This window comes from Escherichia sp. MOD1-EC5189, assembly GCF_002966045.1.
Taxonomy (GTDB): domain Bacteria; phylum Pseudomonadota; class Gammaproteobacteria; order Enterobacterales; family Enterobacteriaceae; genus Escherichia; species Escherichia coli_F.
The window spans coordinates 107,520-121,559 of the sequence record NZ_PTRX01000013.1; the positions used below are offsets into that span (position 1 = coordinate 107,520).

The window sequence follows — 14,040 nt, forward strand, 5'->3', positions numbered from 1 at the left end:
AAACTTGACTCATGTTATGTCTTGCGTAGAAGGATCTAAACACACTTAACTTCGAACTTTCATTAACACATTAATTTTGTCCGACTAAATGAGCGATTTTTGATAGAAAAATATCTTTACTTGTTTAAAAAATTACTCAATTTGATAACAAACGATTGAGTAAGTAAGTACCCTCAAAAAGCAACGATTATCTTATTATGCGGCGAATTTAGTACTTTAACATTAAAAGGAAATAATTATGCACCCTAGATTTTTTACATCATGCACTCCCCGTCTTCCGGAAAGATTTCCAGAAAAATGCCCCCCAAAAGTTTTGCATTCATGGTTTGATAATGGCGCAAAAAAATTTAATGAGGAATTTGCACGCTGGAAAGAGCTCGGGCGTGAAAATGATTTCAATAATCAGTTTATAAGTTCATATATAAATAATAATATCAGCACCTACCAGAATATATCAAATGGTTTACATAATAATATTAATACAATACATGATTTATTAATTGAAAACACATCAAGAATGCCGCTTTCGGAAAGTTTAGACACATTATTAGTTATGGGACAGTTATTTGAAAGTGAATATAACAGAATATTCGCAAATATACCTTTGTTTGCAAACCTCTTTAAAGCAGCCCTAATACAATATATAACAAACAATAACACACTACTAATTGAAATATATAAAAACGCTCTAAATAAAATTCATAATAAAGAGGCCATAAGTTTCATTATTCAGAATATTTTTACTCAATCGATAGATGATCCCTGCTTTTACGAACCGTGCAATTTACATTTTTTACTTGATATCGCTAACAATTATGTCTTTTCTTTTAAAAAAGAGATGTTATTATCAGAACCACACTTACAAAACTCATTCCTGGAAATAATCAATCATTTTAATAATGATGAAGACAAAATAAGAGGTATTATTTTATTTATTTCTTATCTTGAAAATCTAGCTATTAAAATCAAGATTAACTTAAAGGATTTCCTGGAGAAGCTAAGATTTTCTAATATAAAAATTAAGATTGAACTCTATACCCATTTATTCAAAACATTACCTGAAATAAAAGGGAGCGATATTATATCACTATATTTTACTATTGAATCAGCCTATAAAGAAGATATGCCAAAACAATTAACTGAACTATTAAATTTAGTTACAAACATTCCTGACATTGAAGATAAATTTCAATTCATAACTAAATTGGGTCATGCATACTGCCTCTCCGGAATTAATCTTTCAGATTACTCAACCTTTCTTTTAAAATTATTTCAGGATACTAAAGTAAACAGATTATGTGATTATTATAAGTTAAGAGTTCCTGGTGAACCAGAGTATCAACTTAGAATACCTTTAGATGGGTTGACATTTCAAATGCTTAGTGAACTGTACAGAGTATCGCCAGAAAACGTTTTCATTTTCGATGAACTTTTTCGAGAAATGATTGATTTCAGCACATTCGAAGGACGAGTGAGTTATTACAACACCATACTTTATTTAATAAACCAGAATACCGAAAGCATCAATAAAATAAATCTATTTAGCCATTTGATTAAACGTCTTCCATTATGTAATTTCAAAACTCAAGACTTTGAAACAAGATTAATACTTGCATTGCCTGAGTTAACAATCGAGCATGTGAATAAAACCGTATTAGAATATTTAAACGAGCTTACTGATATGTACAAAAGAAAACCATATTTAATTCTCACTGACCATGATAAATATTTTAGCTTTATCAAATATGCATTTAACAATGGAAATATTAAGATATCAAATGCCTTGATTGACGTCATAGAGAAAATAAATACAGAAAATCCTACTTCCCAGAGAACAAAAAGAAATCTTTCTGTATTAACGCAACCATTCAAAACATGCCAAATTTTATGAATAACGTAAATAAGTAATGAGTTTTAGTTTAGCACATCAACGTACCAGAGTCGCTTGCAACTCTGGTACGCTTCCTTTTTCACCAGTGTAACTGCACTATGCATGTTAACTGCTTTTGAACATAACAAGCGAAACCGAGCATTTTCCCATCTCCAACATCACGAAGCCGCAATGAACAACTCACGTAGCTGATGCAACTGGTCACGAATTTGCGCCGCTTCTTCGAACTCCAGATTTTGCGCGTGTTGCATCATCAGCCCTTCCAGTTCATGGATTTTCTGCTGCAACGCCTTCGGCGACATATCCATCGGCACATTATCCGGCTCAACAATCGGTCGTGATTTTCCTCTGCCCTTCGCTTTGGTTTTGGCAATGTTCTGCCCCAGCGCCAGGATATCGACCACTTTCTTGTTTAATCCTTGTGGCGTAATGCCGTGCTCTTCGTTGTAGCGTTGCTGTTTCTCGCGGCGACGTTCGGTTTCGCCAATCGCTTTCGCCATTGATGGGGTGATCTTATCGCCGTAGAGAATCGCTTTACCGTTAACGTTACGTGCCGCACGACCAATGGTCTGGATCAACGAACGTTCAGAACGCAGGAAGCCTTCTTTGTCGGCGTCGAGGATCGCCACCAGCGAAACTTCCGGCATATCCAGACCTTCGCGCAGTAAGTTGATCCCTACCAGCACGTCGAACTCACCCAGACGCAAGTCGCGGATGATTTCCATGCGCTCGACGGTATCGATATCTGAGTGAAGATAACGCACACGCTCGCCGTGTTCTTCGAGATATTCCGTAAGATCTTCCGCCATCCGCTTAGTCAATGTTGTGACCAGTACACGCTCGTTAATTACCGCTCGCTGGCGAATCTCCGAAAGAAGATCATCAACCTGTGTTGCCACCGGTCGCACTTCGATAATCGGGTCAAGCAATCCGGTTGGACGTACGACCTGATCCACCACATCACCACCGGATTTTTCCAGCTCGTAATTACCCGGCGTCGCCGAAACATAGATGGTTTGTGGCGCTAATGCTTCGAACTCTTCAAACTTCAGCGGACGGTTATCCAGCGCTGATGGTAGGCGGAAACCGTACTCCACCAGCGTCTCTTTACGCGCCCGGTCACCGCGATACATACCGCCAATTTGTGGAATGGTGACGTGAGATTCATCGACGACCAGTAGCCCATCGGCAGGCAGGTAATCAAACAGCGTCGGCGGTGGCTCACCTGGTCCACGGCCGGAGAGGAAGCGTGAGTAGTTTTCAATCCCCGAACAGTAGCCCAGCTCGTTCATCATCTCCAGATCAAACTGGGTACGCTGGGTCAGCCGCTGCTCTTCCAGCAGTTTATTATTCTCCAACAGCACTTTGCGTCTGGCGGCCAGTTCTTCTTTGATCTCTTCCATCGCCTGTACGATGCGCTCGCGCGGCGTGACGTAGTGCGTTTTCGGGTAGATGGTAAAACGTGGAATAGTAGAAACAATCTGCCCGGTTAGCGGGTCAAATAACGACAATCGTTCAACTTCCTCATCAAACAGCTCCACGCGAAGTGCAATGTCATCCGATTCTGCCGGGAAGATATCAATCACCTCGCCACGAACGCGGAAAGTGCCACGCTGGAAGGCTTGATCATTCCGGGTGTATTGCAGCTCCGCCAGTCGACGCAGGATCGCGCGCTGATCGATAATCATACCAACCGTAAGATGGAGCATCATCTTGAGATATAAATCAGGATCGCCCAGACCATAAATCGCGGAAACCGATGCCACCACAACCACATCACGCCGCTCCAGCATCGCTTTGGTGGCGGACAAACGCATCTGCTCGATATGTTCGTTTACCGAGGCATCTTTCTCAATGAAGGTGTCGGAACTCGGTACATAGGCTTCCGGCTGATAGTAGTCGTAGTATGAGACGAAATATTCCACCGCGTTTTCCGGGAAGAACTCTTTCATTTCGCCGTACAGTTGGGCCGCCAGCGTTTTGTTGGGCGCCAGTACCATGGTTGGGCGCTGAAGGTCAGCAATGACATTGGCGATGGTGAAGGTTTTCCCGGAGCCAGTTACACCGAGTAACGTCTGGTGCGCCAGGCCATCTTCCAGCCCCTCTTCGAGACGTCGAATCGCCTCTGGCTGATCGCCAGAAGGTTTAAAAGCGGAATTCAGTTTGAACGGTTTACTCATGAGTCGCTACCTGAAGGAGTTGGGCGGGCAGGTATGTAATTTTACTCGTCGTACTTAATTATGCCAACAAATTATACTGGATAAAAAAACAGTTCCCCACCATAATATTTCTGTTACAGCGTAAACTCTGCTGTCAATCATGAGCAAAATTTACTCTGTGGCGAGATAAAACTCCGGCCTTACGGGGTTATCCCCAAAGCAACGGCTTTTTTAACATTTGTCAAGATGAGTGATGACAGTTTTATGGCAAGAGATGCCTCTTCAGTGACTGCCATTGCAATTATCTAACCAGTTAAAAAATAAAAGATATTTCTTTGAGCCGTCTTTAACGCCAATTCGCGTGCAAGCCGCGTATTCTCTCGCTTGCCTCGTGTTTTCTAACTCTAATACACATGGTTATCCACAGGAATAGTGGATAACTGTCTGCAGCCCCTATCCCCCGCCGCCTGGGCAATTCCCACATTCACCGCATGATGCGGAAGTAAAATTTTTTTCGTGATTATTTTAGAATTTAATTGGTTAAATTGCAGTCAACCGAAGACGCGATCTCGCTCGCAATTTAACCAAATACAGGATGGCTACAACAAGGCAAGGTTTATGTACTTTCCGGTTGCCGCATTTTCTGGATTTTCTGCAAGCCAGGGAATTTCGCCCAGCAGCGGCGCGGGAATCATGCGGGTGAGCGTGGTCATATATTCAGCGTGACGTTTTCCAGGAGGCGTGACATCATTCGCCACCCAACCCGCCAGAGTGAGTCCGGCGTGTTGTATTGCCTGTGCCGTCAACATCGCGTGATTAATACAGCCGAGTTTCACACCAACTACCAGTATCACCGGCAGTTGTTCCTGTGTTACCCAATCCGCAAAAGTGAAAGTGTCAGAAAGCGGCGTAAACCAGCCGCCAGCACCTTCCACTAACACCCAGTCAGCCTGTTGTTCAAGCGCGCGTAATCCGGCGCTCATTACCAATGATTCTATCGGCCTGCCCTCTTGCGCGCTGATGATATGCGGCGAAGTGGGTTCTGCGAAGGTGTAAGGATTTACCGTTGCGTAATCCAGCTGCAGGCTGCCGTTGTGCTGTAACGCCAGCGCGTCACTATTACGTAAGCCGTCCGGGGTCTTTTCGCTGCCAGAGGCGACCGGTTTATAACCTGCCGTCCGATAACCTGCTGCCTTCGCGGCTTGTAAAAGTGCACAACTGGCGACAGTTTTCCCCACTTCGGTATCCGTTCCGGTGACAAAATAACGTTTACTCACGAGCAATCACTCCCAAAAAAAGATGATACGTCAGAGGATATCGCCCCTGTTGTTGCGGCCAGGCCAGTTGCAATCGCTGTAACTGCGAACGCGTTAATATTCGTGGGTAGCGCCCTTCATGAAGATGCGTGGCACCGATGCCTTTCAGCGAACGCATGGCACTGAGCGCATCAGCAAACCACAGCGTGATGGGCTGAATATGATGTTGATAATGCACGCTGTTCAGCGACTGTTCGATTTCATCTGGCGGTAAAAAGCGATTAGCATGCGGGCGCTCGTCCACCGCCTGCCACGCCTGATGCAATTCAGGGAGCGATCCCTGCACCAGCGTGGTAAACGCGACCACGCCTCCGGGGCGCACCACGCGATACAGCTCGCGAAGTGCCGTGGATAAATTACCGCACCACTGCACCGCGAGATTGCTCCATGCAAGATCGAAGGTTGCAGTCGCTAACGGCAGGGATTCGATATCTCCCGCCAGATAATGGTCTGCGGCATCCTTCTGGCGTGCCTGAACAAGCATTGGCGGCGAGAGATCTAACGCTGTCACCTGCGCGTGACGTTCCCGCCAGTGGCGACTCATCCAGCCAGGTCCACAACCCGCATCCAGTACGTGGGTGTATTTACGCTGTGGGAGCATTGCCAGTAAGACGTCAGCACTCTGGCGCTGTAGATCCGCATGTTGCTCATAATGTGCGGCTGCCCGACCAAATGCCGCTGCAATGGCTTGTTTATTAACCGTTGCCATGCAGCACCTCCAGCAGACGGTCGATATCCTGCATTTCATGCGCGGCGGTTAGCGTTAAGCGCAGTCGCGCAGTACCAGCGGGTACGGTTGGCGGGCGAATCGCCGTGACCCAGCAGCCTTGCTGGCGCAGTTTTTCTGCCAGTTGTAACGCACGGCTGTTATCACCGACAATCAATGGCTGGATGGCGCTGTATGAATCAGCAAGCGTAAACGGCAAATCCTGTACTCCGGCACGAAAACGCGTAATGAGTGCCGCCAGTTTTTCGCGCCGTGCATCACCCTCATCACAGCGAATGACCGCCAGCGACGCACGTAATGCCTGCGCCTGAGCGGGCGGCATACTGGTGCTGTAAATAAGATGGCGGGCAAATTGCAGTAGATAATCCGCCACCGTATCGGAGCAAAGCACCGCTGCCCCGCTGACGCCAAATCCTTTGCCAAAAGTCACCACCAGCAATTCTGGTTTTACCTTTTGCAGCCAGCAGTTGCCGCGCCCCTGTTCACCGATAACCCCCGTGCCGTGGGCATCATCGACCATCAACCAGCCATTGTGCTGTTGCGTTACCTGCTGGATTTCCGCCAGTGGCGCACTATCGCCGTCCATGCTGAACACGCCTTCTGTCACCACCAGTTGCTGCCCCGGACAGGGTGAAGCAAGCAGTCGCGCCAGATGAGCGACATCGTTATGGGTAAAACGGCGAAGCTGCGACGGGCTTAAACTGGCAGCTTCCAGCAATGAGGCGTGACTCAGCCGATCGGCAACAATACGGTCCTCTTTCGCCGTCATCGCGGTAATGACTGCCTGGTTAGCGGCAAAACCAGAGATAAACAGCAGTGCCCGCGAATAGCCCAGCCACTCGGCCAGTTCTTCTTCCAGCGCCTGATGCGCCACGCTATAACCGCTGACGTGACCGGAACCGCCGCTACCGACGCCAAATTGCTCCGCACCCTGCTTCCATGCACGAATGATGTCCGGATGATGGCTTAAACCTAAATAATCGTTACTGGAAAAGTTCAGATACTGGCATTCATCCGCCACCAGCCAGCGACCGGCCCCTTGCGCCACCGGATAACGGCGACGCAGGGCATCGGCAGCACGCCGCGCATCGAGCGCCGCGTTGATTTTCTCCTGCCAGCTCATAGTGCTGCCGCGTTGTAATATTCGTCAGTGTCCGGGGTCATCAGCGCCTGTTCAAGACGTTGCTGTTGTTCGTTATCGCCCGCCAGCACGGCGGTTTGCTGCGGATTTAACCCCAGTTTGCGGAACAGTTGCAGGTCTTTATCTTCTTCCGGATTCGGTGTGGTCAGCAATTTGCAACCGTAGAAAATCGAGTTTGCGCCAGCCATAAAGCACATCGCCTGAGTCTGTTCGTTCATCTGCTCGCGTCCGGCAGAAAGGCGCACGTAAGAGGTCGGCATCATGATCCGCGCGACTGCAATAGTGCGAATAAAATCAAAGGCATCGACATCATCGTTATCCGCCAGCGGCGTGCCTTTCACCTTCACCAGCATGTTGATTGGTACGCTTTCCGGCGGCGTCGGCAGGTTTGCCAGCTGCAGCAATAATCCGGCGCGATCTTTTACCGTTTCGCCTAAGCCTACAATGCCACCTGAACAGACTTTGATCCCGGCATCACGCACTTTTTCCAGCGTGTCGAGACGTTCCTGATAAGTGCGTGTGGTGATGATATTGCCGTAAAACTCCGGCGAGGTGTCGAGGTTGTGGTTGTAGTAATCCAGCCCGGCGTTCGCGAGGCGCTGCGCCTGAGATTCACTCAACGTGCCCAGCGTCATACACGCCTCCAGGCCCATCGCTTTTACCCCCTGCACCATCTGCTCCAGATAGGGCATGTCGCGTTCGTGGGGATTCTTCCACGCCGCGCCCATACAGAAACGTGTCGATCCCGCCGCTTTCGCTTTTCGCGCCGACTCCAGCACCTGTTCAACTTCCATCAACCGCTCGGCTTCCAGCCCGGTTTTATAGCGCGAGCTTTGCGGGCAATATTTGCAATCTTCCGGACAAGCTCCGGTTTTAATCGACAGCAAAGTGCTGACCTGGACCTGACGAGGATCGAAATGCTGACGATGCACCTGCTGCGCTTCAAACAGCAGATCCAGCAACGGTTTTTCAAATAATTCTGTGACTTGCGACAATGTCCAGCGTGGGCGGTGAGCCATGGGGCTTCTCCAAAACGTGTTTTTTGTTGTTAATTCGGTGTAGACTTGTAAACCTAAATCTTTTCAATTTGGTTTACAAGTCGATTATGACAACGGACGATCTTGCCTTTGACCAACGCCATATCTGGCACCCATACACATCCATGACCTCCCCGCTACCGGTTTATCCGGTGGCGAGCGCCGAAGGTTGCGAGCTGATTTTGTCTGACGGCAGACGCCTGATTGACGGTATGTCGTCCTGGTGGGCGGCAATCCACGGCTACAACCACCCGCAGCTCAATGCGGCAATGAAGTCGCAAATTGATGCCATGTCGCATGTGATGTTTGGCGGTATCACCCATGCGCCCGCCATCGAGCTGTGCCGCAAACTGGTGGCAATGACGCCGCAACCGCTGGAATGCGTTTTTCTCGCGGACTCCGGCTCCGTAGCGGTGGAAGTGGCGATGAAAATGGCGTTGCAGTACTGGCAAGCCAAAGGCGAAGCGCGCCAGCGTTTTCTGACCTTCCGCAATGGTTATCATGGCGATACCTTTGGCGCGATGTCGGTGTGCGATCCAGACAACTCAATGCACAGCCTGTGGAAAGGCTATCTGCCAGAAAACCTGTTTGCTCCCGCGCCGCAAAGCCGCATGGATGGCGAATGGGATGAACGCGATATGGTGGGCTTCGCACGTCTGATGGCGGCGCATCGTCATGAAATCGCGGCGGTGATCATTGAACCGATTGTTCAGGGCGCTGGCGGAATGCGCATCTACCATCCGGAATGGTTAAAACGAATCCGCAAAATGTGCGATCGTGAAGGTATCTTGCTGATTGCGGACGAGATAGCCACCGGTTTTGGTCGTACCGGCAAACTGTTTGCCTGCGAACATGCGGGGATCGCGCCGGACATTTTGTGCCTCGGTAAAGCCTTAACCGGCGGTACGATGACCCTTTCCGCCACGCTCACTACACGCGAGGTGGCTGAAACTATCAGCAACGGCGAAGCCGGATGCTTTATGCACGGGCCAACCTTTATGGGCAATCCACTGGCCTGCGCAGCAGCAAACGCCAGCCTGGCGATTCTCGAATCTGGCGACTGGCAGCATCAGGTGGCGGCTATTGAAGGGCAGCTACGCGAGCAACTTGCCCCCGCCTGTGACGCCGAAATGGTTGCCGATGTGCGCGTGCTGGGAGCGATTGGCGTGGTCGAAACCACTCGTCCGGTGAATATGGCAGCGCTGCAAAAATTCTTTGTCGAACACGGTGTCTGGATCCGACCATTTGGCAAACTGATTTACCTGATGCCGCCCTATATTATTAGCCCGCAACAGTTGCTGCGCCTGACCACAGCGGTTAACCGCGCGGTACAGGATGAAACATTTTTTTGCCAATAACGGGAAGTCAGCGTGAGGGTTTCTGGCTACACTTTCTGCAAACTAGAAAGGAGGGTTCATGAAACTCATCAGTAATGATTTACGCGATGGCGATAAGCTGCCGCATCGTCATGTCTTTAACGGCATGGGTTACGATGGCGATAATATTTCACCGCATCTGGCGTGGGATGATGTTCCTGCGGGAACGAAAAGTTTTGTCGTCACCTGCTACGACCCGGATGCGCCAACCGGCTCCGGCTGGTGGCACTGGGTAGTTGTTAATTTACCCGCTGATACCCGCGTATTACCGCAAGGGTTTGGATCTGGTCTGGTAGCAATGCCAGACGGCGTTTTGCAGACGCGTACCGACTTTGGTAAAACCGGATACGATGGCGCAGCGCCGCCGAAAGGCGAAACCCATCGCTACATTTTTACCGTTCACGCGCTGGATGTAGAACGTATTGATGTCGATGAAGGTGCCAGCGGCGCGATGGTCGGGTTTAACGTCCATTTCCACTCTCTGGCAAGCGCCTCGATTACTGCGATGTTTAGTTAATTGCTCAACCAGATGGCGCAATGCCATCTGGTATCACTTAAAGGTATTAAAAACAACTTTTTGTCTTTTTACCTTCCCGTTTCGCTCAAGTTAGTATAAAAAAGCAGGCTTCAACGGATTCATTTTTCTATTTCATAGCCCGGAGCAACCTGTGAACACATTTTCAGTTTCCCGTCTGGCGCTGGCATTGGCTTTTGGCGTGACGCTGACCGCCTGTAGCTCAACACCGCCCGATCAACGTCCTTCTGATCAAACCGCGCCTGGTACCTCTTCTCGCCCGATTCTGTCGGCAAAAGAAGCGCAGAATTTCGATGCTCAACACTATTTTGCATCCCTGACACCAGGTGCGGCAGCGTGGAATCCTTCCCCGATTACCCTGCCTGCGCAACCTGACTTTGTTGTCGGCCCGGCGGGTACTCAAGGTGTAACGCATACCACGATTCAGGCGGCGGTAGATGCGGCAATTATCAAGCGCACCAATAAGCGCCAGTATATTGCCGTGATGCCTGGTGAATATCAGGGAACGGTGTATGTCCCTGCCGCTCCGGGTGGAATTACTCTGTACGGCACAGGTGAAAAACCGATTGATGTGAAGATTGGGCTTTCCCTTGATGGGAGCATGAGCCCTGCCGACTGGCGTCACGACGTCAACCCGCGCGGCAAATATATGCCAGGTAAACCAGCGTGGTATATGTACGATAGCTGCCAGAGCAAACGCAGCGACAGTATCGGCGTTCTCTGCTCTGCGGTCTTCTGGTCACAAAACAACGGCCTGCAACTGCAAAACCTGACCATCGAAAACACGCTGGGTGATAGCGTAGATGCGGGTAACCATCCGGCGGTGGCACTGCGTACTGATGGCGACAAAGTGCAGATCAATAACGTCAACATTCTCGGTCGTCAGAATACATTCTTTGTCACCAACAGTGGTGTGCAAAACCGTCTGGAAACCAACCGTCAGCCGCGTACTCTGGTGACCAACAGTTACATTGAAGGGGATGTGGATATCGTTTCTGGTCGCGGCGCAGTGGTGTTCGATAATACCGAATTCCGCGTGGTGAACTCACGTACTCAGCAAGAAGCGTATGTGTTTGCACCGGCTACGCTGTCTAACATCTATTACGGTTTCCTCGCCGTAAACAGCCGCTTCAATGCTTCCGGTGATGGCGTGGCGCAACTGGGCCGCTCGCTGGATGTTGATGCCAATACCAACGGTCAGGTGGTGATCCGTGATAGCGCCATCAACGAAGGTTTTAACACGGCTAAACCGTGGGCCGATGCGGTGATTTCCAATCGTCCGTTTGCGGGTAATACTGGCAACGTTGATGATAACGACGAAGTACAGCGTAATCTGAATGACACTAACTACAACCGCATGTGGGAATACAATAACCGCGGCGTGGGTAGCAAAGTGGTTGCAGAGGCGAAGAAGTAAAAGCGATTAACTTTTTGCCGGATGCGGCGTAAACGCCTTATCCGGCCTACAGTTCGATGCGATTCGTAGGTCAGATAAGATACGTCAGCATCGCATCCGACAATAAGTGCCGGATGCGACCTACATTCACATGGCGCTTTTTACATCTGACGGTTTTTATTGAAGTTAATCAAACTACCCGCCTTGATAATCTCGCGCTCTTCAGCAGTCAGACTTTCCATATAGAGCGTAATCTCTGTTACCGGCGCATCTTCATGGATCACATAACCTTTAAACGTCGTACCCGGATTATCCAGCGCCGCTTTAATGCCAGGGATGTAAATGTAATCCCCCACTTCAAACGTTGGTGCTTCCGCCATTTGCAGCGGTAACATCCCCCAGTTGATGACGTTAGAACGGTAGCGTTTAGTCGCGTATTCCTCGGCAATATTCGCCAGACCGCCAATCACACGCTGGCAGCTCGCCGCCTGCTCACGCGCAGAACCATCGCCTGGTTTCACCGCATAGACCATGCTGCCAATTTCAGTTTGCAGCGGATCAATATGCTCCTGACCAGCAATCTGCTTAATGCGCGCAAACACCTCTGTCAGCTCGCTGACATTGCCCGCCAGACGCTGATTTTCCAGCTCAGCAGTCGCTTTACTTCTGCCAACATAACCTGGATCGCGGCGTGACAGGGTAAACTCCGCCAGACCAATCGGATTTGAACGATAAGAAGAGGTTTCACCGGAAGGAATCAGTTCGTCGGTGGTGGTGACTTCGTCGAGGATCTTCGAGCACACTTTGAGGACGATATTGTCAGTCAGCGCCCCCAATTCCGGCCAGTCTTTAATGTTCGGTCCGTAAATCAGCGGTTGCTGGGTCGCCCCTTTCACAAAGCCCTGATAAACACGGTTTTTATACGGCGTTACATCGAAGGCGTACTCCGGCACGTTGTCCCAGCAATCCAGCTCGCTGGCAGAGGTTAAATAGCCACCGTTTGCCGCAGTCGCAGCGATAGAACGAGCGTCCATCAACGCCACCGCTGACATCTGCCCATTGGCTGGCTTAGAGCCTTCGCGGTTCGGGAAGTTACGCGTGGTGTGGCGAATACTCAAACCGTTGTTGATTGGCGTATCGCCCGCGCCAAAGCATGGGCCGCAGAACGCGGTTCTGATGATTGCGCCTGCGCCAATCAAATCTGCTACCACGCCTTTTTTGGCTAAATCCATAAACACCGGCTGTGATGACGGATAAACCGCCAGCGAGAAGGTGTCATTGCCACAGGATTGACCGCGCAGTGCATTCGCCGCCGCGATGACGTTTTCGTAGTTACCGCCAGAACAGCCCGCGATAATCCCCTGCTGCACTTTCAGGCGACCATTTTCCACTTTATCCAGCAGCGAGAGTTTGGCTTTACCGTGCGCCACGCGTTCGGACTCAATTTCAATCTCACGCAGAATGTCAGTCAGGTTCTGGTTCAGCATGTCGATTTCATACACGTTGCTCGGGTGGAACGGCAGCGCAATCATTGGTTTGATGGCACTCAAATCAACGCTGATGCAGCCATCGTAGTACGCCATCGGTTGAGGGTTAAGCTGACAATAATCCTGGCCGCGACCGTGCAGCGCCAGCCAGTTATGAACTTCTTCATCAGTTTGCCAGACAGAACTTAAACAGGTAGTTTCAGTGGTCATCACGTCAACGCTGTTACGGAAATCGGTAGAGAGCGCCGCAACACCGGGACCCACGAACTCCATCACTTTGTTTTTGACGTAGCCGTTTTTGAACACGGCACCGATGATCGCCAGCGCCACATCCTGCGGCCCCACATACGGCGCAGGTTTTCCGGTTAGATGCACCGCGACCACGCCCGGATAATCGATATCCCAGGTATCATTAAGCAGCTGTTTTACCAACTCACCGCCACCCTCACCGACTGCCATTGTCCCTAATGCACCGTAACGGGTGTGGCTGTCTGACCCGAGGATCATTTTGCCGCCTCCTGCCATCATCTCACGCATATATTGATGGATGACCGCAATATGTGGAGGCACAAAAATACCGCCATAACGCTGCGCTGCCGATAAACCAAAAACATGGTCATCACCGTTAATGGTGCCGCCGACGGCGCAGAGTGAGTTATGGCAGTTGGTCAGCACATACGGCAGCGGGAAACGTTCCATACCGGACGCTTTAGCGGTCTGTACAATACCAACAAAGGTAATATCGTGAGAGGCTAATGAATCAAACTTAATTTTAAGTTTGTCCATATTTCCGGACGTATTATGAGAAGAGAGAATAGACCAGGCAATAGTGCCTTTTTTGGCTTCTTCTTTTTTAATTTCGCCGCTGAAATGTTCTTCGGCAATTATTTCGTTATTACTGGCGAGAAACACGCCTTTTTCAGATAACTTGATCATCAAATGCTCCAGATATCTGCGCACCGGAAAGTGCGCAGA

General features: G+C 49.7%; 10 protein-coding genes. 4 read left to right on the top strand and 6 right to left on the bottom strand.

All coding sequences use genetic code 11. The features are described from left to right. Positions 1 to 238 precede the first annotated feature (238 nt). A complete protein-coding gene (locus ATB02_RS13455) occupies positions 239 to 1,891 on the top strand; it encodes a hypothetical protein (protein WP_105271730.1) in 1,653 nt (550 codons plus the stop codon). Positions 1,892 to 2,049: 158 nt separating this feature from the next. Here ATB02_RS13455 and uvrB read toward each other — a convergent pair whose 3' ends face one another. The 5 genes from uvrB to bioB all read right to left on the bottom strand — a co-directional run bounded on the left by uvrB (position 2,050) and on the right by bioB (position 8,253). Then, a complete protein-coding gene (gene uvrB, locus ATB02_RS13460; protein ID WP_105271731.1) occupies positions 2,050 to 4,071 on the bottom strand; it encodes an excinuclease ABC subunit UvrB in 2,022 nt (673 codons plus the stop codon). Between the two features lie 578 nt (positions 4,072 to 4,649). Further along, complete coding sequence (bioD, locus tag ATB02_RS13465; protein ID WP_000044827.1) at positions 4,650 to 5,327, bottom strand: dethiobiotin synthase; 678 nt, start codon at positions 5,325 to 5,327, stop codon at positions 4,650 to 4,652. Continuing rightward, a complete protein-coding gene (gene bioC / locus ATB02_RS13470) occupies positions 5,320 to 6,075 on the bottom strand; it encodes a malonyl-ACP O-methyltransferase BioC (RefSeq protein WP_000246780.1) in 756 nt (251 codons plus the stop codon). Before bioC ends, bioD begins: the two co-directional genes overlap by 8 nt. Next, positions 6,062 to 7,216 carry an 8-amino-7-oxononanoate synthase gene (gene bioF / locus ATB02_RS13475; protein ID WP_105271732.1) on the bottom strand — a complete coding sequence of 385 codons (1,155 nt, stop codon included), beginning with the start codon at positions 7,214 to 7,216 and terminating at the stop codon, positions 6,062 to 6,064. The genes bioC and bioF overlap by 14 nt, the downstream gene beginning before the upstream one ends. Next, positions 7,213 to 8,253, bottom strand: a complete 1,041-nt coding sequence (gene bioB, locus ATB02_RS13480; protein ID WP_000951213.1) for a biotin synthase BioB — start codon at positions 8,251 to 8,253, stop codon at positions 7,213 to 7,215. The genes bioF and bioB overlap by 4 nt, the downstream gene beginning before the upstream one ends. Positions 8,254 to 8,339: 86 nt before the next feature. On the opposite strand from bioB, the gene bioA reads away from it, so the two are divergent. The 3 genes from bioA to ATB02_RS13500 all read left to right on the top strand — a co-directional run bounded on the left by bioA (position 8,340) and on the right by ATB02_RS13500 (position 11,599). Beyond that, positions 8,340 to 9,629, top strand: a complete 1,290-nt coding sequence (gene bioA / locus ATB02_RS13485; protein WP_105271733.1) for an adenosylmethionine--8-amino-7-oxononanoate transaminase — start codon at positions 8,340 to 8,342, stop codon at positions 9,627 to 9,629. A gap of 58 nt (positions 9,630 to 9,687) precedes the next feature. Next, complete coding sequence (locus tag ATB02_RS13490) at positions 9,688 to 10,164, top strand: kinase inhibitor (RefSeq protein ID WP_000767391.1); 477 nt, start codon at positions 9,688 to 9,690, stop codon at positions 10,162 to 10,164. A 151-nt stretch (positions 10,165 to 10,315) separates the two neighbouring features. Further along, complete coding sequence (locus tag ATB02_RS13500; RefSeq protein WP_105271734.1) at positions 10,316 to 11,599, top strand: putative acyl-CoA thioester hydrolase; 1,284 nt, start codon at positions 10,316 to 10,318, stop codon at positions 11,597 to 11,599. Between the two features lie 140 nt (positions 11,600 to 11,739). Here ATB02_RS13500 and ATB02_RS13505 read toward each other — a convergent pair whose 3' ends face one another. After that, a complete protein-coding gene (locus tag ATB02_RS13505; RefSeq protein ID WP_105271735.1) occupies positions 11,740 to 14,001 on the bottom strand; it encodes a hydratase in 2,262 nt (753 codons plus the stop codon). Positions 14,002 to 14,040 lie beyond the last annotated feature (39 nt).

Bases quoted from the DNA above. Each gene is read 5' to 3' on its own strand.
- ATB02_RS13455 (WP_105271730.1), top strand. From the start codon at position 239: ATGCACCCTAGATTTTTTACATCATGCACTCCCCGTCTTCCGGAAAGA.
- bioA (WP_105271733.1), top strand. From the start codon at position 8,340: ATGACAACGGACGATCTTGCCTTTGACCAACGCCATATCTGGCACCCA.
- ATB02_RS13490 (WP_000767391.1), top strand. From the start codon at position 9,688: ATGAAACTCATCAGTAATGATTTACGCGATGGCGATAAGCTGCCGCAT.
- bioB (WP_000951213.1), bottom strand. From the start codon at position 8,253: ATGGCTCACCGCCCACGCTGGACATTGTCGCAAGTCACAGAATTATTT.
- uvrB (WP_105271731.1), bottom strand. From the start codon at position 4,071: ATGAGTAAACCGTTCAAACTGAATTCCGCTTTTAAACCTTCTGGCGAT.
- ATB02_RS13505 (WP_105271735.1), bottom strand. From the start codon at position 14,001: ATGATCAAGTTATCTGAAAAAGGCGTGTTTCTCGCCAGTAATAACGAA.
- bioC (WP_000246780.1), bottom strand. From the start codon at position 6,075: ATGGCAACGGTTAATAAACAAGCCATTGCAGCGGCATTTGGTCGGGCA.
- bioF (WP_105271732.1), bottom strand. From the start codon at position 7,216: ATGAGCTGGCAGGAGAAAATCAACGCGGCGCTCGATGCGCGGCGTGCT.